This is a genomic window from Streptomyces sp. NPDC088766 (assembly GCF_044750845.1).
Classification (GTDB): domain Bacteria; phylum Actinomycetota; class Actinomycetes; order Streptomycetales; family Streptomycetaceae; genus Streptomyces.
Genome location: NZ_JBIVKQ010000015.1, coordinates 85,746 through 108,158, shown reverse-complemented (window position 1 = coordinate 108,158; position 22,413 = coordinate 85,746). Strand labels below are relative to the sequence as shown.

Below are 22,413 nucleotides of genomic sequence, written 5' to 3'. Positions count from 1 at the left end.
CATGAGCGGTGTGCACGCCACCGCGCGGATCCGGGCCCGTGCGGACGGTCGTGGCGGCACCGCCCTGCCCGTGCTGGAGAGCGACGGGCCGCTCGCGCTGCGCCGGACCCGCGGCGAGGCCGGCGAGGCCCGCGTCGTGCTGGTCGGCGCGATGAGCGGACCGCTCGGCGGCGACCGCTTCGCCGTCACGGCGGAGGTCGGGAGCGATGCCCGGCTGCGCGTCGGCTCGGCCGCCGCCACCATCGCCCTGCCCGGCCAGGTCGAGGACGAGGCCCGTTACACGGTACGGCTGGACATCGCCGACGGCGGCGAACTGCACTGGCTCCCGGAGCCGTTGATCTCCGCGCGGGGCAGTGACCTGTACGTCACCACCCGCGCCGACCTCGCCCCGGGCGCCCGGCTCGTCCTGCGCGAGGAACAGGTGCTCGGCCGGGTCGGCGAGGAGCCCGGCCGGCTCACCAGCCGGCTCGCCGTCCGGGTCGGCGGGCGTGCCGTCCTCGTCCAGGAACTGGCCTGCGGGCCGGGAGCCCCCGGCGGCTGGGACGGACCCGCCGTCCTCGCAGGACATCGCGCCGTCGGCCAATTGGTCGTCGTGAGACCGGAGTTCGCCGACGATCCGGTCTCCGCCCGGATGCTGGGCGACAGTGCCACACTCGTGCCGTTGGCCGGGCCCGCCGCTCTGGTGACCGCGGTCGCGCCGGACGGCCTTCGACTGCGACGCGTCCTGGACGCGGCCCTCAAGTCCCTCACCTGACGGCGGCGTTCATCCGGTGAGCGGGACGTGTCTCTCCGGTTATCGGATTGGCAAAGAAGGTCAACGACACCTGTTCTCAGGTACCTCACAGCGGCAAGGATCCCGTACTGACGTTCTGAGAAGACGAACTGAGATACGGGGAGGGTCCACTTGAGGGACATACGACCGACCGGACGGACGGCGGCGCTCGGCTCGGCCGGCGCACTCGTCGCCGCGACGCTGGTGGCCGGCGCGGTCATGGCGCCGACCGCGAACGCGACCAGCTCCCGGCCGGGGCAGGACCGCGAGATGCGCGGCGCCGCGATCGCCGCGGAGCGGGCCGCGAAGGCCGGCATCGACTGGCAGGACTGTCCCGCCGACTGGGGGCTGGAGAAGCCCATCCAGTGCGGCTACGTGACCGTGCCGCTCGACTACGCCAGGCCCGACGGCAAGCAGATCAAGATCGCCGTCGACCGCATCGGCAACACCGGGACCGAGCAGGAGCGCCAGGGCGCCCTCGTCTACAACCCCGGCGGGCCCGGCGGCTCCGGCCTGCGCTTCCCGCGCCGGGTCACCACCAAGGCCCCGGTCTGGGCCAACATCGCCAAGGCCTACGACTTCGTGGGCTTCGACCCGCGCGGCGTCGGCCACTCCGCGCCCATCTCCTGCGTCGACCCGCAGGAGTTCGTCAAGGCGCCCAAGGCCGACCCCGTCCCGGACACCGAGGCCGACAAGCGCGCCCAGCGGAAGCTCGCCCGCGAGTACGCCGAGGGCTGCTACGAGCGCAGCGGCGACATGCTGCCGTACATGACCACGCCGAACACCGTGCGCGACCTCGACGTCATCCGCGCCGCCCTCGGCGAGAAGAAGCTGAACTTCCTCGGCGTCTCCTACGGCACCTACCTCGGCGCCGTCTACGGCACCCTGTTCCCGGGGCACGTGCGCCGCATGGTCGTCGACAGCGTGGTGAACCCCTCGCGGGAGAAGATCTGGTACGAGGCCAACCTCGACCAGGACGTCGCCTTCGAGGGCCGCTGGAAGGACTGGCAGGACTGGGTCGCCGCCAACGACGCGACCTTCCACCTCGGCACCACCCGTGCCGCCGTCCAGGACAAGTGGCTCGACCTGCGCGCCACGGCCAAGAAGAGCCCCCTCGGCGGCGTCGTCGGCCCCGCCGAGCTGATCTCCTTCTTCCAGAGCGCCCCGTACTACGACTCCTCCTGGGTCCCGGTCGCCACCGTCTTCAGCAAGTACGTCGCCGGTGACACCCAGGCCCTCGTCGACGCCGCCGCCCCCGACCTGTCGGACACGGCCGGCAACGCCGCCTCCGAGAACGGCAACGCCGTCTACACGGCCGTCGAGTGCACCGACGCCAAGTGGCCCACCAGCTGGACCAAGTGGGACCGCGACAACACGCGCCTGCACAAGGACCACCCGTTCATGACCTGGGCCAACGCCTGGATGAACCTGCCGTGCGCCACCTGGCCGGTCAAGCAGCAGACCCCGGTGGACGTCAAGACCCACAAGGGCCTTCCGCCGGTGCTCATCGTGCAGTCCGAGCGGGACGCGGCCACCCCCTACGAGGGCGCCGTCGAACTGCACCGGCGCTTCAAGGGCTCCCGCCTGATCACCGAGAAGGACGCGGGCTCCCACGGTGTCACCAGCCTGGCCAACTCCTGCATCAACACCCGGGTGGACACCTACCTCCTCACGGGCGAGCTGGACACCGCGGACGTGACCTGCGCCCCGCACGCCACGCCCAAGCCGTAGGCTCCACGACGGCTCGGCCGTGAGGGCCGCGACGGCTCCGTCGTAGCGGCTGACACGGCAGTGACGGTGAGGGGCGGCCGGATCATCCCGGCCGCCCCTCACCCGTACCGCCGTACCGTCCCGCCGGTGTCAACGTGTCGGCAGCCGGCGGAACCTGCGCGCCTTCTCCTTCGCCGCCGCCGCTTCCTCCGCCTTGACCTCGGCCGCGTACCGGTCGACGTACTCCTGCCCCGACAGCGTCAGGATCGCGTACATGATCTCGTCCGTGATGGCGCGCAGGACCGCTTTCTCGCCCTCCATGCCGGCGTAGCGGGAGAAGTCGAGGGGCTCGCCGAAGCGGATCGTCACGGGGCGGATGTTCGGGATCTTCTTGCCGGGCGGCTGCGCCTCGAACGTGCCGATCATCGCGCAGGGCACGACGGGCACCCCGGCCTTCAGGGCCATCACCGCGACACCGACCTTGCCCTTGTAGAGGCGGCCGTCGTGCGAGCGGGTGCCCTCCGGGTAGATGCCGAGCAGCTCGTCCTCGCCCAGGACGCCGAGGCCCTCACGGATGGCGGCCTGACCCGCGTCCTTGCCGGAGCGGTCGACCGGGATCTGCCCCGCACTGCGGAAGAACGCCGCGGTCAGCCGGCCCTTCACCCCGGAGCCCGTGAAGTACTCGGCCTTCGCGAGGAACGTGATGCGCCGCTTGAGGATCGCGGGCATCAGGAAGTGGTCCGAGAACGACAGGTGGTTGCCCGCGATGATCGCGGCTCCCGACGCCGGCACGTGCTCGAGCCCCTCGATACGGGGCCGGAACAGCAGGCGCAGGAGCGGTCCCAGCACCACGTACTTCAGGAGGTAGTAGAACAACGGGTGGCTCCTCAATCCGGCGGATCGGCTCAACCGCCGTGTCCCAGCAGGTCAACCGGCATGGTGTGGGGTGCAAGTCTAGGCGGGGCTGCGCACGGCCGTAACCCGCGCGCACCGACGTCACGAGCCGCGCGGCACAACGCTGTTGGCCGTCACAGCCGGACTATGACGAGGGCCGTGTCGTCGGTGGCGCCCCCGGGCGGCAGCAGCTCCAGCAGGACGGCGTCGGCGAGCTCCTCGGGGTCGGCGTGCCGGTGGCGGGTCATGGAGTCGGCGAGCCGGGCGAGACCGGTGTCGATGTCCTCGCGCCGTCGTTCCACCAGGCCGTCGGTGTACAGCGCCAGCAGTGCGCCCGGCGCGTAGGCGGTGGACGCCTGCGGCCGGGGCCGGGGGGCGGGGCGGGCGTCGAGCGGGGGATCGGTCGCCCGGTCGAGGAACTCCACGCGGCCGCCGGGGTGCACCAGCACCGGCGGGAGATGGCCCGCGCTGCTGTAGGTGATGGTGTGCTCGTCGCAGTCGATGAACGTCGTCACCGCCGTCGCCGACTCGGCGCCGTCCACGACGTGGGCGTAGCGGCCGAGCACGTCCAGCGCCTGGGCGGGACCCGACGCGACCCGGGAGGCGGCACTGAGCGCGCTGCGCAGCTGTCCCATCACGCCCGCGGCCGCCAGCCCGTGCCCGACGACGTCGCCCACCGACACTCCGATCCGGTTGCCGCCGACCAGGTCGACGAGGTCGTACCAGTCGCCGCAGACGTTGAGCGCGCCGGCCGCGGGACGGTAGCGGACCGCCGACCGGTGGCGACCGACCTGCCGGCGGGCGGGCAGCATCGCCTTCTGGAGAGCCAGTGCCACCTCGCGTTCGCGGGTGTGCGCCAGCCGCAGGCGCTCGTTCAGTTCCTGGAGTTCGCGCGCACGGGTGTACAGCTCGGCCTCCAGCACCTGGGACCGGTTCCCGTCGGGGCCCCCCGTGCGGCCGCCCCGGGCCCGGATCAGCTCGGTGACCTCCTCGACCCGGTGCACCAGCAGCACCACCGAGCCGTCCTCGCCGAGCACGGGCGCGTTGACGGGACTCCAGTACCGCTCCTCCCACTCGCCGGGCCGGTCCGGCGACTCCACGTCGTAGCGCTGCAGGGCCATCGCGTCGCGTTCGCCGGTCGCCAGCACCCGGTGCAGCGAGGCCTCCAGGTTGCGCATGCCGCTGGCGGCGGGGTCGTGCGGGTTGTCGGGGAAGACCTCGAAGAGGTGACGGCCGACCACCTGCTCGCGCCGACGGCCGGACATGCGCAGGAACTCCTCGTTGGCGTCGGCGTACACCAGGGCCGGGGTCAGCAGCGCCACCATGCCGGGCAGGGACTGGAACACCGCCGTGTAGTCGATCACCGTGTCGTCCATGGCAACGCCCCATCTGCCGATATTTGGGTTATTTTCGCACGGTGTGGCCGGAAGGCGGGGTGTGGCGGAGGACGTGTCAGACGCCGGGGCCGGAGAGCGACTGCTCGGCCCAGATGATCTTTCCGTCGGGGAGGAAGCGCGTGCCCCAGCGCCGGGTCATCTGGGAGACCAGCAGCAGGCCGCGACCGCCCTCGTCGGTGGTGCGGGGGTGGCGCAGATGGGGAGCGGTGGCGCCGCCGTCGTGCACCTCGCAGACCAGGGTGCGCTCGCGGATCAGGCGCAGCCGGATCGGACCGTCGGCGTACCGGATGGCATTGGTGACCAGCTCGCTGACGACCAGCTCGGTGGTGAACGACAGCTCCGCGAGGTCCCACTCCGCGAGCCGGCGGGCCGCGGCCTTGCGGGCCTTTGCGACCGCCGCCGGATCGGCGGGCAGTTCCCACTGTGCGACCCGGTCCGGGGGCAGCCGCCGGGTACGGGCCATCAGCAGGGCCACGTCGTCGTGCGGGTGGTCCGGGACCAGCAGGTCGACCACCGTCCGGCAGCGCAGGTCGAGCGACTCCGCCTGCGCCTTCAGGGCCCGCACCAGCTGCTCCCGGGCGGCGTCCGGCGTCTCCCGTCCGCCGTGGGCCAGCAGTCCGTCCGTGTGCAGCGCCAGCGTGCTGCCCTCCGGCAGCAGCAGCTCGGCCGACTCGAAGGGCGGCCCGCCCGCCCCGAGCGGCGGCCCCTGCGGCAGGTCGACGAACGCGGTCGTGCCGTCGGGCAGCGCGACCGCCGGGGCGGGGTGCCCGGCGGCGGCCATCACGCACCGCCCGTCGACGGGGTCGTACACCACGTACAGACACCCGGCCTCCACGGCCCGCGCCCCGCCCTCCGCCGCGGCCGCCGCGTCCTCTCCCGCGTCCCCTCCCGCGTCCTCCTGCGCCGTGCGCGCCACCTGGTCGTCGAGGTGGGCGAGGACCTCGTCGGGCGGCAGTTCCAGCGCGGCGAGGGTGCGGACGGCGGTGCGCAGCCGGCCCATGGCCGCGGCGGCGTCGATGCCGTGCCCCTGCACCTCGCCCACCACGAGGGCCACGCGGGCCCCCGAGAGCGGGATGAGGTCGTACCAGTCGCCGCCGAGGCCGGTCAGCTCGTCCGCCGGCCGGTAGCAGGCGGCCACCTCGACCGCCTCCTGTTCGGGCAGCCGGTGCGGGAGCAGGCTGCGCTGCAGCACCAGGGCGGCGTCCCGCTCGCGGGTGTAACGGCGGGCGTTGTCCACGCAGACGCCGGCGCGCGAGACGAGGTCCTCGGCCAGCGTCACGTCGTCCTCGCAGAAGGGCTCCTGCGTGGCGCGGCGCAGGAACGTGGCCACACCCAGGGTGGCGCCACGGGCCCGCACGGGCACGATCAGCACGCTCGCCGGCTCCCCGCCGGCCCCCGGCGCGGCGCCCAGCAGGGGGAGGTCCCGGCTCCAGTCCGCGGCGTCCGGCCAGAGCCGCTCAGCCCACCAGGCCCGCCCGGTGACCAGAGAGCGGACAGCGGGGGAACCGGCTCGGTGGGCCACGACGGCAGCGGGGCCGGACTCCGTCTCCCCGTCCGGCCGCGGGCCGTCCGCCGCCCGCCGGCCGGCCCTGCGCAGCACCATCGCCCCGTCCGGCCGCGCCGCTCCCCCCACCACGGGCTCGGCCCCCCGCAGCACCGACTCCAGGAGGTCCACGGCTACGGCGTCGGCGAAACCGGGGACCACCACCTCGGCGAGTTCCTGTGCGGTCCGGGCGATGTCCAGGCTGCGGCCGATGTGCCGGCCGGCCCGGTCCAGGAGGGCCAGACGCTGCCGGGCGCGGTGCCGGTCGGTGATGTCCACGACGGTGTAGTAGACGCCCATCGGCTGGCGGTGGTCGTCGTCCAGACGGGTGAAGGACAGCATGTGCGCCGTCTCACGGAGCGGAGCGGCCCGCAGCCGCCCGACGTGCTCGTAGCCGACGACGGGCTCGCCGGTCTCCAGCACCTGCCGCATCTGCGCCTCGACCGCCTCCGCGTCGAAGCCCGGCTGGACGTCCGCCAGCCGCAGCCCCAGCCGGCTGTCGGGCGCGCCGCCGCCGAACCGGGTCAGGGCCGTGTTCGACCACACGAACCGCAGGTCCGTGTCCACGATCGCGATACCGATCGGCGAACCGGCGACCATCTGCTCCAGCACGTCACGGCTCATGCTCCAGCCGTGCGCCTCGCCCATCTCGTTCACCAGGACCAGCCAGCGCCACGACCCGCCGGGCTCGTCCGCCGAGGTGATCCGCGCCATCACGGGCACCGGCTGCCGGTCCTTGCGGCGGGCCGACAGCAGCCCCGCCCAACCACCGGAGCGACGGCACCGCTCCAGCACGTCCGGTACCCGCGCGGCGTCCCCGACCGTCAGCAGCCCGGCCAGATTCCTGCCCACGGCCTCTGCGGCCCCGTAGCCGAACAACCGCTCGGCGTCCCTGGTCCAGCTGGTCACCACACCACGCGCATCGAGCAGCAGGGGTACGGCGTCCGCCACGTCGAACCGCCGGCGGGCAACATCGTCCAGGTCGTGACTGCCCACGGCCGACCTCTCTGTCGCTGAGAGTCCTGATGGTCCTGTGAGTCCTCTCCCGTCTCTCGACTCCATCTTCACCCCGCACCCCGCGGAAGGCCTCCGGCGGGGTGACCGTGCCACGGCCCCCGGACCCGACCGGAGCCACGACGGAAACAAGACCCCGGCCCCACGCCGGGCCCCACGCCGGGCCCCACGCCGGGCCCCACGCCGGGCCCCGCATACGGCCCCACGGGCCGGCCATACGCACGGCCCCGCACGCGGCCCGCTCCGGAGCCGGTCGGTCCGGCCCACCGCGGTCCGGCCCACCGCGGGCCGGACGCCGTACGCAGTCGCAGCACGCGCACACGGCCCTCGCCCCCGGTCCGGGTGCGGCTCCTGGGGCCTCGTGACCTCGGGGCCCCGAGAGCCCGGGGCCCCGAGAGCCCCGAGGGCCCGGGGCCCCGAGAGCCCCGAGGGCCCCGAGGGCCCCGGAGAACCAGCCGGCTACGCCCCCAGCACCCCCTCCAGCGTCCCCAGTGCCATCCGCAGCTCCTCCTCCGTGATCGTCAGGGGCGGGGCCAGCCGGATGGTGGAGCCGTGGGTGTCCTTCGCCAGGACGCCCTGCGCGAGCAGCCGTTCGCCGATCTCCCGGCCGGTGCCGATCGCCGGGTCCACGTCGACCCCCGCCCACAGCCCGCGCGCGCGGAACCCGACGACTCCCCGGCCGACCAGCCGGGTCAGACCGTCCCGCAGGACACTCCCCAGCGCGGCCGCCCGCGCCTGGAACTCCCCGGTCTCCAGCAGCGACACCACCGCCGTCCCCACCGCCGCCGCCAGCGGGTTCCCGCCGAACGTCGATCCGTGCTCACCCGGCCGCAGCACGGACAGCACGTCCCGCCGCGCCACGACGGCCGACACCGGCACGATCCCGCCGCCCAGCGCCTTGCCGAGCAGCAGCACGTCGGGGACGACCCCCTCGTGGTCGACGGCCAGCGTCCGGCCCGTGCGCCCGAGCCCGGACTGGATCTCGTCGGCGACGAAGAGGCAGCCGCGGCGCCGGGTCAGCTCCCGCACCCCGGCCAGGTAGCCGTCGTCCGGGACGATGACGCCCGCCTCGCCCTGGATGGGCTCGATCAGCACGGCCGCCGTCGTCTCGTCGACCGCCGCCTCCAGCGCCGCCAGGTCGTTGTACGGCACGATCCGGAACCCCGGCGTGAACGGCCCGAACCCGGCCCGCGCCGTCTCGTCCGTCGAGAAGCTGACGATCGTCGTCGTACGGCCGTGGAAGTTGTCCGCGGCGACCACGACGGTCGCCCGGTCGGCCGGCACCCCCTTCACGTCGTACGCCCACTTGCGGGCCACCTTGATCCCGCTCTCGACGGCCTCGGCGCCGGTGTTCATCGGCAGCACCATGTCCAGCCCGGTCAGCCGGGCGAGCCGTTCCGCGAACTCGGCGAGCCTGTCGTTGTGGAAGGCGCGGGAGGTGAGCGTGAGCCGGTCCAGCTGGCGGTGCGCGGCCTCGATCAGCACCGGGTGGCGGTGCCCGAAGTTCAGCGCCGAGTACCCGGCCAGCATGTCGAGGTAGCGGCGGCCCTCGACGTCCTCCACCCAGGCCCCCTCGGCACGCGCGACGACCACGGGCAGCGGATGGTAGTTGTGCGCGAGGACGGGCTCCTCGGCCCGGATCAGGTCGGCGGACGAACGCGTGCGGGCGGGTGCGGTCATGGACGGATCTCCTGGGTGCAGCACTTGATGCCACCTCCGGCCTTCTGGAACTCCGAGAGGTCGACGGGGACGGGGACGTAGCCGTGGTCGGCGAGGCGGCCGGCGAGCGCCTCGGCACGCGGCGCGATGAAGACGTTGCGGCCGTCGGAGACGGAGTTCAGCCCGAACGTCATCGCGTCGTCGCGGGTGGCGAGCACCGCGTCCGGGTAGAGCCGGGCGAGCACCTCACGGCTTCCCGGCGAGAAGGCCTCCGGGTAGTACGCGATGTTCCCGTCGGGCCCGCCGTCGAGCACGAACAGCGCCGTGTCCAGGTGGTAGAAGTGCGGGTCCACCAGCGTCAGGCTGACCACCGGGTGCCCGAAGAACTCCTGCACCTCCCGGTGCGCCTCCCGGGTGGTGCGGAACCCGGTACCGGCCAGCATGTACCGGCCGGTCCACACCAGGTCGCCCTCGCCCTCGCAGACGGACGCGGGCCGGTGGACGTCGAAGCCGGCCGTCCTGAACCACGTGTCGTAGTGGGTGGACTCGGCGCGCCGCTCCGGCGCGTGGAAGAGGGAGCCGAAGACGCGGCCGTCGACGACGACCGCCGAGTTCGCGGCGAAGACCATGTCGGGCAGCCCGGGGGCGGGCTCGACCGTGTCGACGGTGTGGCCGTGCGCACGATAGGCGCTGATCAGCGCCTGCCACTGCTCGTGCGCGAGGTCGACGTCGACGGGGGAGTCGGGGTGCATCCAGGGATTGATCGCGTACTGCACCGCGAAATGTCTGGGTTCACAGACGAGGAAGCGCCGAAGGCGCGGCACACGGCTGACGGTCACAGAGGGGTTCCTCCGCTTTTCCTGCGCGGTCGACTGGGGGTGACACCACGGTAGAAAGCGAGCGGGACGCCCGACAAGGAAGATGAGTTGCGTGTTCGCGCAGGAACGCTGCGTCTTCGCCCTGCTCAGCGCACGTCTGCTGCGTCGCCGGGTTCGGCGCGCGGGGCCTCGTGGGTCGCGCCCGCCTCCGGGCTCTCCGGCAGCAGGTGCGACAGCACCAGCACGCTGATCGTCTTGCGGATGAACGGCTCCACCCGGATGCGCTCCAGCACCTCCTCGAAGTGCTCCACGTCCCGCGCCCGCACGTGCAGCAGGGCGTCCGCGCCGCCCGTCACCGTCATCGCAGCGGTGATCTCCGGGTGGTTGCGCACCACCTCCGCGAGCCGCCGCGGCGGCGCCGCCCCCTCGCAGTACACCTCCACGTACGCCTCCGTGCGCCAGCCCAGCGCCGACGGCTGCACCGTCGCCGTGAACCCGGTGATCACCCCGCTGTCCCGCAGCCGGTCCACCCGGCGCTTGACCGCCGTGGCCGACAGCCCGATCGCCGTGCCGATCTCGGCGAAGCTCGTCCTGGCGTTCGCCATCAGCGCGGTGAGGATCTTCCGGTCGAGTCCGTCGAAAGGGGCGGGGCCGCTGTTCATGCGGGCACTGTATCCAGCGGACACGTCCGTCCCCCGGCACGTGTCCAGCCGTCCGGATCGCCCCTACACTCCACCTTCATGCTGCGCGCCCTCGCCGTCGACGACGAACGCCCCTCGCTGGAGGAGCTGCTCTACCTGCTCTCCGCGGATCCCCGGATCGGCAGCGCGGAGGGCGCCGGTGACGCGACGGAGGCGCTGCGCCGGATCAACCGGGCCCTGGAATCGGGCCCGGACGGCCCGGACGCCGTCGACGTCGTCTTCCTCGACATCCAGATGCCCGGCCTCGACGGCCTCGACCTGGCCCGGCTGCTCACCGGCTTCGCCCGCCCGCCCCTGGTCGTGTTCGTCACCGCCCACGAGGACTTCGCCGTCCAGGCCTTCGACCTCAAGGCCGTCGACTACGTCCTCAAGCCGGTCCGCAAGGAACGGCTCGCCGAGGCCGTCCGCCGCGCCGCCGAACTGCGCGGCACCGCCCCGCGCATCCCCGTGCACGAGCCCGACCCCGACCACATACCCGTCGAGCTGGGCGGCGTGACCCGGTTCGTGTCCGTCGACGACATCACCCACGTGGAGGCCCAGGGCGACTACGCCCGCCTGCACACCGACCGCGGCAGCCACCTCGTCCGCATCCCGCTGTCCACCCTGGAGGAGCGCTGGCGGGCCCGGGGCTTCGTCCGCATCCACCGCCGCCACCTCGTCGGCCTGCGCCACGTAGCCGAACTGCGCCTGGACGCCGGCACCGTCAGCGTCGTCGTCGGCGGCGAGGAACTCCAGGTCAGCCGCCGCCACGCCCGCGAACTGCGGGACCTGCTGATGAGGAGGCCGTGATCGTGCCCCAGCAGGACCCCGCCGAGCGCCGCGTGGTCGTCACCGGCCCGCCCCGACGCACCCTCCCGCACGCCCGGCCCCGCTCGCGCGGGCGCCACCCCCACGCCTCCGGCTACTACCGCCCGCGCACCGAGATCGACGAGCAGACGACCCTCGGCCACACCTACGTCCGCTCCCTGATGCGCACCCAGCTGCGGGCCGCGCTCACCGTGTTCGCCGTCCTCGTGCTGCTGGTGGGCCCGCTGCCGCTGCTGTTCGCGGCGATGCCCGACGCCCGCCGCCTGGAGTGGGCGGTCCTCGGCTTCGGCCTGTACGCCCCGCTGGTCCTGCTCGCCCGCTGGTACGTCCGCCGCGCCGAACGCAACGAACGCGACCTCGTACGCCTGGTCGAGGACCGGTGAACTCCGCGTTCGCCGTCCCCGCCGTCGCCCTGGTCGTCGTGGCGACCGTCCTCGTCGGCGCCTTCGGCCTGCGCATCTCCCGCACGACCTCCGACTTCTACGTCGCCTCCCGCACCGTGGGCCCCCGCCTCAACGCGGCCGCCATCAGCGGCGAGTACCTCTCCGCGGCCTCCTTCCTCGGCATCGCCGGACTGGTCCTCGTGCAGGGCCCGGACATGCTCTGGTACCCGGTCGGCTACACCGCCGGCTACCTGGTGCTGCTCCTGTTCGTCGCCGCCCCGCTGCGCCGCTCCGGCGCCTACACCCTCCCCGACTTCGCCGAGGCCCGCCTCGCCTCCCAGGCGGTACGGCGACTCGCGGGCGCCTTCGTCGTGGGCGTCGGCTGGCTCTACCTGCTGCCCCAGCTCCAGGGCGCCGGACTGACCCTGACCGTGCTCACCGGGGCGCCCGACTCGCTCGGCGGGCTGATCGTGGCCGTGGTCGTCACCGCGACCGTCGCCGCCGGAGGCATGCGCAGCATCACCTTCGTGCAGGCCTTCCAGTACTGGCTCAAGCTGACCGCCCTGCTCGTCCCCGCCCTGTTCCTGGTCCTCGCCTGGCAGGGCGACGGCGCACCCCGGCAGGTCTTCGAGGAGCCGCCCGCCTTCCGCGACCAGCGGGCCGTCCGGGTCGGCTCCACCCTCGACCTGACACTGGACCGGCCCCTGACCGTGACGGTGACCGGCACCGTCGACGGCCGACGGCACGAGCGGGCCGCACTGAGCCTGCCCGCCGGCACCCACCGCGTCGAGCGGGGCACCCGCCTCACCTTCACCCCGGGCACCCCCGTCCCCACCGCCGAGCGCGGCAGCAACGGCGGCATGTCCACCAGCCTCGCCGCCGGCCGCGAGGAACGCCCCCTGTACGCGACGTACGGCCTGATCCTCGCGACCTTCCTCGGCACGATGGGCCTGCCGCACGTCGTCGTCCGCTTCTACACCAGCCCGCACGGTGTCGCCGCCCGCCGCACCACCGTCGTCGTCCTCGTCCTGATCGGCGCCTTCTACCTGCTGCCGCCCGTCTACGGGGCCCTCGGCCGCCTGTACGCACCGGAACTGGCCCTCGTCGGCGACGCCGACGCGGCCGTCCTGCTGCTGCCCGACCGGGTCATCGGCGGCCTCGGCGGCGACCTGCTCGGCGCGCTGGTCGCGGGCGGCGCCTTCGCGGCGTTCCTGTCCACCGCGTCGGGCCTGACCATGGCCGTGGCGGGCGTTCTCACCCAGGACGTCCTGCCCACCCGCGGCGTACGGCACTTCCGGCTCGGCACCGGCCTCGCCATGGCCGTCCCGCTCGCCGCGAGCCTGCTGGTGGGCGGACTGCCGGTGGCCGACGCGGTGGGCCTGGCCTTCGCGGTGTCCGCGTCCTCGTTCTGCCCGCTGCTCGTCCTCGGCATCTGGTGGCGGCGGCTGACCCCGCCGGGCGCGGCCGCCGGGATGCTCGTGGGCGGTGGCTCGGCCTTCGCCGCCGTCGCCGCGACCATGGCGGGCCTGCCCGTGACGGGCGGGCTGCACGCCCTGCTGGCCTGGCCCGCCCTGTGGTCGGTCCCGCTGGGCTTCCTCACCATGGTCCTGGTCTCGCTGGCGACCCCGGGCCGCGTCCCGGCCGGTACGGCGTCCATCCTGGCCCGCTTCCACCTCCCCGAGGAGCTGCGGGCCGCGGAGGTCAAGGCATGAGCGGCTTCCTGGCGGGCCTGTGCATCGCGATCCTGCCCTTCCTCGCGGCCGGTTTCTGGCTGGGCCGCCGCACCGCCCGCCCCCAGAGCCTCGGCGACCTCGGCACCCCCGTCGAGCACGCCACCTTCCAGACCCTGCACACCGCCTCCCTCGCCGCCCCGCCCCTGCGCGCCGGCCTCACGGAGGAGACGGCCCGCAGGTCCGCCGGCCGGCTGCGCACCCTGCTCGGCACGGACGCCCTCTGCCTGACCGACCGCGAACACCTGCTGGCCTGGGACGGCTTGGGCGCCCACCACCGCACGGAGATCATGGCCCGGCTGGCCGGCCCGCTGGAAACCGGCCGCGGCGAGGCCTTCCCGCTCACCTGCGACGCCCCCGACTGTCCGGTCCGCTGGGCCGTCCTCACCCCGCTCACCGTCGACGACCGGGTGCACGGCGCCCTCGTCGTCTGCGCGCCCCGTGAGTCCGCCGTCCTGGTCCGGGCCGCGGGGGAGGTGGCCCGCTGGGTGAGCGTCCAGCTGGAGCTCGCCGACCTCGACGACTCCCGCACCCGCCTCATCGAGGCCGAGATCAAGGCCCTGCGCGCCCAGATCTCCCCGCACTTCGTCTTCAACTCGCTCGCGGTGATCGCCTCGTTCGTCCGGACCGACCCCGAGCGGGCCCGCGAGCTGCTCCTGGAGTTCGCCGACTTCACCCGCTACTCGTTCCGCCGGCACGGCGACTTCACCACCCTCGCCGACGAGCTGCACGCCATCGACCAGTACCTGGCGCTGGTGCGGGCCCGCTTCGGCGACCGCCTCTCCGTCACCCTCCAGATAGCCCCGGAGGTCCTTCCGGTGGCCCTGCCCTTCCTCTGCCTCCAGCCCCTGGTGGAGAACGCCGTCAAGCACGGCCTGGAGGGCAAGGCCGACAAATGCCACATCCAGATCACCGCGCGGGACGCCGGCGCCGAGGCCCTGGTCGTCATCGAGGACGACGGCGCGGGCATGGACCCCGTCCTGCTGAGCCGCATCCTGGCCGCCGGGGTCAGCCCGTCCGGCGGCATCGGGCTGTGCAACGTCGACGACCGTCTCCGCCAGGTGTACGGCGACGACCACGGCCTCGTGATCGAGACCGCGCCCGGCGCGGGCATGAAGGTCAGCGCCCGGCTGCCGAAGTACCAGCCGGGCGTCCACCAGGCCCTGCCGTCACCTTCCCGTCGTCCGCCCGCAGGGCAGGCGGGAAGGTGACGGCAGGGCCTGGCCCGCGCACCCCGGCGCGAGCCGTCCGGTGCTCACGTCGTGCGCGTGGCGACCATCGCGAGCGTGATCAGCCCCAGCACGACCCAGCCGAACCACAGCCAGCCGTTGCTGCCGAGCGCCACCGTGTAGGCCGTCACCACGACGAGGCCGCCGATGGTGAGCACCCCCATGGTCTTCGTGGAACCGTCCGCCGGACCGTTCATGGAACCGGGCATCGCGACACCCTCCTCCGGCACACCCCCACAGGGTGTGTCTGCCTCCATGGTGCCCCGGTTCTGGCCCTTCAGCCCCGGCGACGGCTCAACCGCGGCCGTTCAGCGAGGCCAGGTAGGCGTTGTACGCCTCCAGCTCCTTGTCACCGTCCCGGTCGGCCGCCCGGTCCTGGCGCTTGGCCTGCCGCTGCTCGGAGCCGTACCACTGGAACAGCAGCGCGATCAGCACCAGCACGGACGGGATCTCGCTGAACGCCCAGGCGATGCCGCCGGCCGCGTTCTGGTCGGCGAGGGCGTCGATGCCGAGGGAGGCGGGCGGGTTGCGGAACGTCCCGACCATCGGCGTGGACGCCATCATCAGCGCGATGCCGAAGAACGCGTGGAAGGGCATCCCGGCGAACAGCTCCAGCATGCGCATCAGATAGCCCGGCCGGTTCGGGCCCGGGTCGACGCCCATGATCGGCCAGAAGAACACCACGCCGACGGCGAGGAAGTGCACCATCATCGCGACGTGCCCCGTCCTCGACCCCATCAGGAAGTCGAAGAGCGGCGTGAAGTACAGCGCGTACAGGCTCGCGATGAACATCGGGATGGTGAACGCGGGATGCGTGACGATCCGCATGTACCGGCTGTGCAGCAGCATCAGCAGCAGCTCACGCGGCCCCTTGCGGCCCCTGCCCGCGGTGGGCAGGGCGCGCAGCGCCAGGGTGACCGGGGCGCCGAGCAGGATCAGGATCGGCGACAGCATGCTGATCACCATGTGCTGCACCATGTGCACGCTGAACATGACCATGCCGTAGTCGTTCAGCCCGGTGCACATCACCAGCATGATCGTCAGCACACCGGTGACGTACGCCACCGTCCGCCCCGCGGACCACGTGTCCCCGCGCCGCCGCAGCCGGACGACCCCCCAGGCGTACAGCCCGAGGGCGGCCAGACAGGCGACGAGGAAGAACGGGTCCGCCGACCACTGGAGACCCCGCCCCAGCGTGAACGGCGGCAGATCCATCGTCATGCCGTGCCCGCTGTGATCCATCCGCCGGCTCCTGATTCGTGGGGGGTTGTACGTTTCCTGCCGCCCCAAGAGTAGAACTGCCCCCGGTCACGATCGCGACCGGGGGCAGGACAGCAGGCTCGGGAGGGGCGTGAACCCCCGCGGGACGGCTACAGCACGCACTCCGCTTCGGCGTACCGGTCCGAGGGGACCGTCTTCAGCGTCTCGACGGCCTCCGACAGCGCCACCATCACGATGTCCGTCCCCCGCAGGGCCGTCATCATGCCGAACTCGCCCCGGTGCACGGCCTCCACGGCGTGCCATCCGAACCGGGTGGCCAGGACGCGGTCGTACGCGGTGGGCGTGCCGCCCCGCTGCACGTGCCCGAGGATCACCGGCCGGGCCTCCTTGCCGAGGCGCTGTTCCAGCTCGACGGACAGCTGGCGTGCGATCCCGGCGAACCGCTCGTGCCCGTAGATGTCCTTGCCGCCCTCGTCGAAGGCCATGGAGCCGGGCGCGGGCTTGGCGCCCTCCGCGGCCACGACGATCGCGAACCGCTTCCCCGCCGCGAACCGCTCGCCGACCCGCCGGGCCAGCTCCTCGATGTCGAAGGGGCGTTCCGGTACGACGATGGCGTGGGCGCCGGCCGCCATGCCGGAGTGCAGCGCTATCCAGCCGGTGTGCCGCCCCATGACCTCGACGACCAGGACCCGCTGGTGGGACTCGGCGGTGGTCTTGAGCCGGTCGAGCGCCTCGGTGGCGACGCCCACCGCCGTGTCGAAGCCGAAGGTGACGTCGGTGACGGCGATGTCGTTGTCGATGGTCTTCGGCACGCCGACGACGGGCAGGCCGCTGTCCGACATCAGGCGGGCGGCCTTGAGCGTGCCCTCACCGCCGATCGGGATGACGGCGTCGAGGCCGAGCTCCTCGACGTGTCCGCGGGCCCGCTCCACGCCGTCCCTGAGCTGCGAGGGCTGGACGCGGGAGGAGCCGAGGATGGTGCCGCCGCGGGCGAGGATGCCGCCCACCGCGTCGAGGTCGAGCTTGAGGTAGTCGCACTCCAGGAGGCCCTTCCAGCCGTCCCGGAAGCCGATGACCTCGTCGCCGTGGTCGACGACGGCACGGTGCACGACGGACCGGATGACGGCGTTCAGGCCGGGGCAGTCGCCGCCGGACGTGAGGACACCAATGCGCATAGCCCGAACAACCTTCTCCACGTGGGCCGGATCCGGACCGCGTCGTCCGGCTCGATCCCCGCCACCCTAGCGGCAGGAGGGGGCGGGGCCGAAGCACACGTCCGCCTGCTGGACGCACCCGCTCACCTGTGCGGACGTACCGTCATCCGGGCTGCTGACGGCACCCCGAAGATCGGGTGAACACACAGGTCACGCGGGCTCCCGCGGGCGCCTGCGGGAGCGCCCGCGGAGCGCTGCTAGGCGGGCTGCTGCGCGGCCGCGATGCGCTCGTTGCGCAGGGCCTCGTACCAGCGGTCGTCGGTCGGCGGGAGCGCGTTCACGTCGAGCGCCAGCTTCAGCAGCAGGTCCGCGATGAGCGGATTGCGGGCCAGCACCGGACCGTGCATGTAGGTGCCGAAGACGGTGTCGTTGTACGCGCCCTCGGTGCCGTCGCCGGTGCCGTTGCCCTTGCCGATCTGGACGCGGGCGAGCGGGCGGGCGGTCGGGCCGAGGTGGGTGATGCCCTGGTGGTTCTCGAAGCCGGTGAGCGGGGGCAGTCCGAGGCGCGGGTCGATGTCCGCGAGGACGTCGCCGACGCACCGCTCGCCCTCACCACGGGTGGTGGTGACGTCCAGCAGACCGAGACCCGGCTCGCGCTGACCGAGGTCGTTGATGAACTCGTGGCCCAGGATCTGGTAGCCGGCGCACACCGCGAACACGATCGCGCCGTTCTGCACCGCCTGGTACAGGTGCCCGTCACGGCGCAGCCGCTCGGCCGCGAGCCGCTGCGGCCGGTCCTCACCGCCGCCGATGAGGTAGATGTCGCCGGAGGTGGGGATCGGCTGGTCGCTGCGCACGTCCAGTCGCGCCACGTCCAGGCCGCGTTGCCGCGCCCGCCGCTCCACGACCAGGGCGTTGCCCTGGTCGCCGTAGGTGCTGAGCAGGTCCGGGTACACCCAGACGACCCGCAGTTGATTGTCGCTCATCACGATGATGTATCCCTCGGGGCTCAGTTGCCGACGCGGCGGCGCAGGTCCTGGAACGCGGTGTAGTTCGCGATGACCTCGATACGGCCGGGCGGCGCCAGCTGCACGGCCTGGTCGACGTTCTCGCACACCTGGAAGTGCTGGTTGGCCACCTCCAGACGTACCGCGAGGTCCAGCTTGCGGTCACCGACGACGAAGATCGGGTGGCCGGTGAGGCGGGTGTAGTCGACGTCCCACAGCCAGGACGTGTCGGTGCCGTCGGCGCCGCGCGCGTTCACCGAGAGGATGACCGGCGTGGGCGGCGGGTCGATCAGGCTGAACGTCTCGAGCCAGCCCGCCGGGTTCTTCGCCAGCAGCAGGCGCAGGTCGCGCTGCATGAACTGGACGACGTCGTAGCGCCCGGCGACGGCCTGCACCTGGTACATCCGCTCCAGCGCGACCTGCGGCGGCACGCCGAAGACGGCGGCGACGGCGGCCGAGGAGGCTGCGTTGGCCTTGTTGGCGCGGCCCGGCAGCTGGAGGTGGATCGGCCAGGCGGAACCGTGCGGGTCGAGGACGTGGTCGCCGGAGAGCGCCCAGCTCGGCGTCGGCCGCCGGAACCCGCACTCGCCGCAGAACCAGTCGTCGCCCGGACGCTGCATCACGCCGCCGCAGGACGGGCACGACCAGGCGTCGTCCTTCCACATCTGCCCGGCGGCGACCCAGATCACGTTGGGGGAGGAGGACGCGGCCCACACCACCAGCGGGTCGTCGGCGTTGGCGACGACGACGGCCTTCGAACCGGCCAGCCCCTCGCGCCAGTTCTCCGCGAGCATGCGGGTCTCGGCGGCACGGTCCAGCTGGTCGCGGGAGAGGTTCAGCAGCGCGATGCACTTGGGCGCGGTGTCGCGGGCGACACCGGCCAGGTACTTCTCGTCGACCTCGATCACGCCGTACTTGGCGTCGGAACCGCCGGCGAGCGCCGAGGTGATGCCGGCCGGCATGTTCGCGCCCAGCGCGTTGGAGACGACCGGGCCCGCGGCCCGCAGGGCCTCCGCGATGAGCCGGGTGGTCGTGGTCTTGCCGTTGGTCGCCGAGACGAGGGTGACGTCCAGGTTCTGGGCGAGCCGTGCGAGGAGGTCGGGGTCGAGTTTCAGCGCCACCTTGCCGCCGATCACCGAACCACTGCCGCGCCCCGCGGCACGCGACGCCGCAGCGACCGCCTTGCCCGCGGTCACGGCGATCTTGGCCCGCGGCGTGAGCGGGTCCGAGTTGCCTGCCATCAGTTCTCGATCCTCCTTGCGTACGCGCCGCGCCTGAAGCCTGACGGCAACGTGGTAGGTGGTCAGCCTATCGAGATCCATTCACAGTCCCGAATCCCGGCACCGTCTCACGCTGCGCACGGCATGCGCGTGTCAGAAAGGACCGTACCCTTGCCGCCATGCGACAAGGTTCCATCCCGGGTGCCCGCGGGCGCGTCCGGCCCCTCACCCTGCTCGGCGATCCGGTCCTGCGGCAACCCTGCGCGGAGGTCACCGAGTTCGGTCCGGCCCTGGCCCGCCTGGTCGAGGACCTGTTCGCCACGATGTACGCGGCACAGGGCGTGGGCCTCGCCGCCAACCAGGTCGGCGAGTCCCTGCGGGTGTTCGTCTACGACTGCCCGGACGACGAGGACGTCCGCCACCTCGGCCACGTGGTGAACCCACGCCTGGTGGACGCGGACGGCGTGGTGATCCGCGGCCCCGAGGGCTGCCTGTCCCTGCCGGGCCTGGAGGCGGGGACGGAACGCCACGACCACGCGGTGGTCGAGGGTTTCACGGTGACGGGCGAGCCGGTCACCGTCCACGGCACGGGATTCTTCGCCAGATGCCTGCAGCACGAGTGCGACCACCTGGAGGGGCGGGTGTACGCGGACCGTGTGACGGGGTGGCGCAGGAGACGGCTGACGCGCCAGGTGGCGCGGGCCTCCTGGGGCGGGTGAGCGTGGCGTACGGCCGTCAGAACCCCGGTCCGCCGGCCCTGTCCCCGGCCGCCGCGAGGCGGCCCCACAGCAGGTCGGCGAGGCTGCGCACCAGCTCGGCCCGGGAGCACGGCCGCTCGCCCAGCCACCAGTCGCCCGCCGCGTGCATCATGCCGACGATCCCGTGTCCCCAGACGCGGGCGAGCTGCTGGGTCCCGGGCCCGAGGTCCAGCCGCTCCTCGATGACCTGGGCCAGTTCCTCGCCCATCCGCCGCAGCAGGGGAGCCGAGTGCTTGCCGACGTCGAAGCCCTGTTCGCCGGAGGCCCCGTCCGCAGGGTGCATCAGGAAGCGGTAGACCTGGGGGCGGGCCTCGATGGCCGCGAGGTAGGTCTCCAGCGTGGCCTCGACGCGCTCCCGGCGTTCGGCGGGGGCGTCCAGTGCGGCGCGCAGGGAGGCGAGCAGCGCGTCGGTGTGCCGCTTGGCGAGAGCGGCGTACAGGCCGCCCTTGTCGCCGAAGTGGCGGTAGAGGATGGGCTTGGTGATGCCGGCCTCCGCCGCGATGGCGTTCATGGAGGCCTGGGGGCCGTCCCGGAGCACCACTCGGTCGGCGGCCTCCAGCAGCTCGCGCCTTCGGCGGTCGGCGGACCGCTGCTGCTCGGTCCGCTGCGTGGTGTCCATGTGCTCTCCCCACCCGTGCTGATTCGGTGACGCCTGCGCAAACTAACACCTGAAGACGGCCTCGCATCGAACGGGCTGCCGGGCTGTCCTCGGGAGTTGACTTTTCCTACCGACCGGTAACAGACTCGCGTTACCGCTAGTAACACGCACGTTCCGCCGCTGGAGGGGACATGGCCGAGTTCACCATGGAGCTCAACGACGAACAGAAGGAGGTCCGGGACTGGCTGCACGGCTTCGCGGCCGACGTGATCCGCCCCGCGGCCGCCGAATGGGACGAGCGTGAGGAGACTCCCTGGCCGGTCATCCAGGAGGCCGCGAAGGTCGGCATCTACTCCCTCGACTTCTACGCCCAGCAGTACTTCGACGCCACCGGCCTCGGCATCCCCATGGCCATGGAGGAACTGTTCTGGGGGGACGCGGGCATCGCCCTGTCCATCGTCGGCACCGGCCTCGCCGCCGTGGGCGTCCTCGCCAACGGCACCGAGGAGCAGATCGGCACCTGGATCCCCCAGATGTACGGCGACGCCGATGACGTCAAGGTGGCCGCCTTCTGCTCGTCCGAGCCCGACGCGGGCTCCGACGTGGCCTCCCTGCGCACCCGCGCCGTGTACGACGAGGCCAAGGACGAGTGGGTGATCAACGGCACGAAGACCTGGGCCACCAACGGCGGCATCGCCAATGTCCACGTGGTCGTCGCCGTCGTCGACCCCGACCTGGGCTCCAAGGGACACGCCTCCTTCATCGTCCCGCCGGGCACGCCGGGTCTCGCCCAGGGCCAGAAGTTCAAGAAGCACGGCATCCGCGCCTCGCACACCGCCGAGGTGATCCTCGACGACGTGCGCGTCCCCGGCTCCTGCCTGCTCGGCGGCAAGGAGAAGCTCGACGAACGGCTGGCGCGGGCGCGCGAGCGGGCCGAGGCGGGCGGCGAGCGCGTGAAGAACGCGGCCATGGCGACCTTCGAGGCCTCCCGCCCGGCGGTCGGCGCGATGGCCGTCGGCACGGCCCGCGCGGCCTACGAGGTCGCCCTCGACTACGCGATGACGCGCGAGCAGTTCGGCCGCCCGATCATCGACAACCAGGGCGTCGCCTTCCAGCTCGCCGACATGCGCACGCAGATCGACGCGGCGCGGCTGCTGGTCTGGCGCGCCTCGTGGATGGCGGTCAACGGCAAGCCGTTCACGGCCGCCGAGGGCTCCATGTCGAAGCTGTACGCCAGCGAGACGGCGAAGAAGGTGACCGCGCAGGCCGTCCAGATCCTCGGCGGCAACGGCTACACGCGGGAGTACCCGGTGGAGCGGATGCACCGCGACAGCGCGATCTACACCATTTTTGAGGGGACGAGCGAGATCCAGCGGCTGGTGATCGCCCGCACCCTGTCCGGGATGCCGATCCGGTAGCCGTCGGCGGCGGGACCGCGCGACCGGCCACGACGCGCCGTCGCCCACGGCGGCGCACCGGCGTCCCAGGGCCTTTCGCCCGGATCGTGCCGGACCCGCGAGCCCGGCATGATCCACACGAGAGAGGCCCTACGGCGCCCCGCCGCTGCTGTGGGCGATGCACGCCACGTCGATCCGGTCGGCCAGCTTCGCCAGCTCGATCGTCAGCGCGGCGACGGTGTCCTCGTCCAGACCCTCCGCCCCGGCCTCGACGAGATGCAGCCACCGGCCTCCCAGCGTGCGGAGCAGCTTGCTCACGTCGGCCGCGGCCACCTGGAGGGTCCCGCGGTCATCGACGATCAGAGGCAGAGTCACTTCGCGGTTCACAACCGGGATCGTAG

General features: G+C 72.9%; 21 protein-coding genes. 8 read left to right on the top strand and 13 right to left on the bottom strand.

Annotated elements, in window-relative coordinates:
- The first annotated feature begins 1 nt into the window (after nt 1).
- Both ACIP5W_RS21730 and ACIP5W_RS21725 read left to right on the top strand, forming a co-directional pair.
- A complete protein-coding gene (locus ACIP5W_RS21730; protein ID WP_401475853.1) occupies nt 2–754 on the top strand; it encodes an urease accessory protein UreD in 753 nt (250 codons plus the stop codon).
- Nucleotides 755–904: 150 nt separating this feature from the next.
- A complete protein-coding gene (locus ACIP5W_RS21725) occupies nt 905–2,503 on the top strand; it encodes an alpha/beta hydrolase (RefSeq protein ID WP_401475850.1) in 1,599 nt (532 codons plus the stop codon).
- A gap of 129 nt (nt 2,504–2,632) precedes the next feature.
- On the opposite strand, the gene ACIP5W_RS21720 is transcribed toward ACIP5W_RS21725, so the two are convergent.
- The 6 genes from ACIP5W_RS21720 to ACIP5W_RS21695 all read right to left on the bottom strand — a co-directional run bounded on the left by ACIP5W_RS21720 (nt 2,633) and on the right by ACIP5W_RS21695 (nt 10,469).
- Entirely contained in the window at nt 2,633–3,358 is a 726-nt protein-coding gene (locus ACIP5W_RS21720; protein ID WP_401475847.1) for a lysophospholipid acyltransferase family protein, read from the bottom strand.
- Between the two features lie 152 nt (nt 3,359–3,510).
- On the bottom strand, nt 3,511–4,752 hold the full coding sequence (locus tag ACIP5W_RS21715) for a PP2C family protein-serine/threonine phosphatase (RefSeq protein WP_401475844.1): 1,242 nt from the start codon (nt 4,750–4,752) through the stop codon (nt 3,511–3,513).
- Between the two features lie 76 nt (nt 4,753–4,828).
- Nucleotides 4,829–7,312, bottom strand: a complete 2,484-nt coding sequence (locus ACIP5W_RS21710) for a SpoIIE family protein phosphatase (RefSeq protein ID WP_401475841.1) — start codon at nt 7,310–7,312, stop codon at nt 4,829–4,831.
- Nucleotides 7,313–7,789: 477 nt separating this feature from the next.
- Nucleotides 7,790–9,010: an ornithine--oxo-acid transaminase gene (gene rocD, locus ACIP5W_RS21705; protein WP_401475838.1), complete on the bottom strand. Its 1,221-nt coding sequence runs from the start codon at nt 9,008–9,010 to the stop codon at nt 7,790–7,792.
- Nucleotides 9,007–9,828 carry a dimethylargininase gene (ddaH, locus tag ACIP5W_RS21700; protein WP_401475835.1) on the bottom strand — a complete coding sequence of 274 codons (822 nt, stop codon included), beginning with the start codon at nt 9,826–9,828 and terminating at the stop codon, nt 9,007–9,009. Before ddaH ends, rocD begins: the two co-directional genes overlap by 4 nt.
- 125 nt (nt 9,829–9,953) lie before the next feature.
- The gene (locus tag ACIP5W_RS21695) at nt 9,954–10,469 is read right to left on the bottom strand and encodes an Lrp/AsnC family transcriptional regulator (RefSeq protein WP_401475832.1); all 516 of its coding nucleotides are present in this window, start codon (nt 10,467–10,469) and stop codon (nt 9,954–9,956) included.
- A 78-nt stretch (nt 10,470–10,547) separates the two neighbouring features.
- Here ACIP5W_RS21695 and ACIP5W_RS21690 point away from each other — a divergent pair, with 78 nt between their 5' ends.
- Genes ACIP5W_RS21690 through ACIP5W_RS21675 form a run of 4 tightly spaced genes read left to right on the top strand, consistent with a single transcriptional unit; the run spans nt 10,548 to nt 14,639 of the window.
- Entirely contained in the window at nt 10,548–11,297 is a 750-nt protein-coding gene (locus ACIP5W_RS21690) for a LytR/AlgR family response regulator transcription factor (protein WP_401475829.1), read from the top strand.
- Nucleotides 11,298–11,299: 2 nt separating this feature from the next.
- Nucleotides 11,300–11,698 carry a hypothetical protein gene (locus tag ACIP5W_RS21685; protein ID WP_401475826.1) on the top strand — a complete coding sequence of 133 codons (399 nt, stop codon included), beginning with the start codon at nt 11,300–11,302 and terminating at the stop codon, nt 11,696–11,698.
- Nucleotides 11,695–13,410, top strand: coding sequence for a cation acetate symporter (locus tag ACIP5W_RS21680; protein ID WP_401475823.1), 1,716 nt, complete (start codon nt 11,695–11,697; stop codon nt 13,408–13,410). Before ACIP5W_RS21685 ends, ACIP5W_RS21680 begins: the two co-directional genes overlap by 4 nt.
- Nucleotides 13,407–14,639: a sensor histidine kinase gene (locus ACIP5W_RS21675; protein WP_401475820.1), complete on the top strand. Its 1,233-nt coding sequence runs from the start codon at nt 13,407–13,409 to the stop codon at nt 14,637–14,639. Before ACIP5W_RS21680 ends, ACIP5W_RS21675 begins: the two co-directional genes overlap by 4 nt.
- Before the next feature lie 44 nt (nt 14,640–14,683).
- Here the strand turns inward: ACIP5W_RS21675 and ACIP5W_RS21670 are convergent, their stop codons facing one another.
- The 5 genes from ACIP5W_RS21670 to ACIP5W_RS21650 form a co-directional block, all read right to left on the bottom strand.
- On the bottom strand, nt 14,684–14,866 hold the full coding sequence (locus ACIP5W_RS21670) for a hypothetical protein (protein WP_401475817.1): 183 nt from the start codon (nt 14,864–14,866) through the stop codon (nt 14,684–14,686).
- Between the two features lie 85 nt (nt 14,867–14,951).
- Nucleotides 14,952–15,899 carry a cytochrome c oxidase assembly protein gene (locus tag ACIP5W_RS21665; protein WP_401475814.1) on the bottom strand — a complete coding sequence of 316 codons (948 nt, stop codon included), beginning with the start codon at nt 15,897–15,899 and terminating at the stop codon, nt 14,952–14,954.
- A gap of 128 nt (nt 15,900–16,027) precedes the next feature.
- Nucleotides 16,028–17,053: a 6-phosphofructokinase gene (locus tag ACIP5W_RS21660; protein ID WP_401475811.1), complete on the bottom strand. Its 1,026-nt coding sequence runs from the start codon at nt 17,051–17,053 to the stop codon at nt 16,028–16,030.
- A 236-nt stretch (nt 17,054–17,289) separates the two neighbouring features.
- The gene (locus tag ACIP5W_RS21655) at nt 17,290–18,018 is read right to left on the bottom strand and encodes a type 1 glutamine amidotransferase (protein ID WP_401475808.1); all 729 of its coding nucleotides are present in this window, start codon (nt 18,016–18,018) and stop codon (nt 17,290–17,292) included.
- 23 nt (nt 18,019–18,041) lie between these two features.
- Complete coding sequence (locus tag ACIP5W_RS21650; protein WP_363089798.1) at nt 18,042–19,280, bottom strand: MurT ligase domain-containing protein; 1,239 nt, start codon at nt 19,278–19,280, stop codon at nt 18,042–18,044.
- Nucleotides 19,281–19,438: 158 nt separating this feature from the next.
- Here ACIP5W_RS21650 and def point away from each other — a divergent pair, with 158 nt between their 5' ends.
- On the top strand, nt 19,439–19,978 hold the full coding sequence (gene def / locus ACIP5W_RS21645; protein WP_401475805.1) for a peptide deformylase: 540 nt from the start codon (nt 19,439–19,441) through the stop codon (nt 19,976–19,978).
- 16 nt (nt 19,979–19,994) lie between these two features.
- Here the strand turns inward: def and ACIP5W_RS21640 are convergent, their stop codons facing one another.
- Entirely contained in the window at nt 19,995–20,636 is a 642-nt protein-coding gene (locus ACIP5W_RS21640; protein WP_401475802.1) for a TetR family transcriptional regulator, read from the bottom strand.
- 170 nt (nt 20,637–20,806) lie between these two features.
- Here ACIP5W_RS21640 and ACIP5W_RS21635 point away from each other — a divergent pair, with 170 nt between their 5' ends.
- Nucleotides 20,807–22,033 (top strand): acyl-CoA dehydrogenase family protein, encoded by a 1,227-nt coding sequence (locus tag ACIP5W_RS21635; RefSeq protein WP_401475799.1) that lies wholly within the window; start codon nt 20,807–20,809, stop codon nt 22,031–22,033.
- A gap of 129 nt (nt 22,034–22,162) precedes the next feature.
- On the opposite strand, the gene ACIP5W_RS21630 is transcribed toward ACIP5W_RS21635, so the two are convergent.
- Nucleotides 22,163–22,399 carry a DUF6213 family protein gene (locus tag ACIP5W_RS21630; protein WP_057580803.1) on the bottom strand — a complete coding sequence of 79 codons (237 nt, stop codon included), beginning with the start codon at nt 22,397–22,399 and terminating at the stop codon, nt 22,163–22,165.
- Nucleotides 22,400–22,413: the final 14 nt, after the last annotated feature.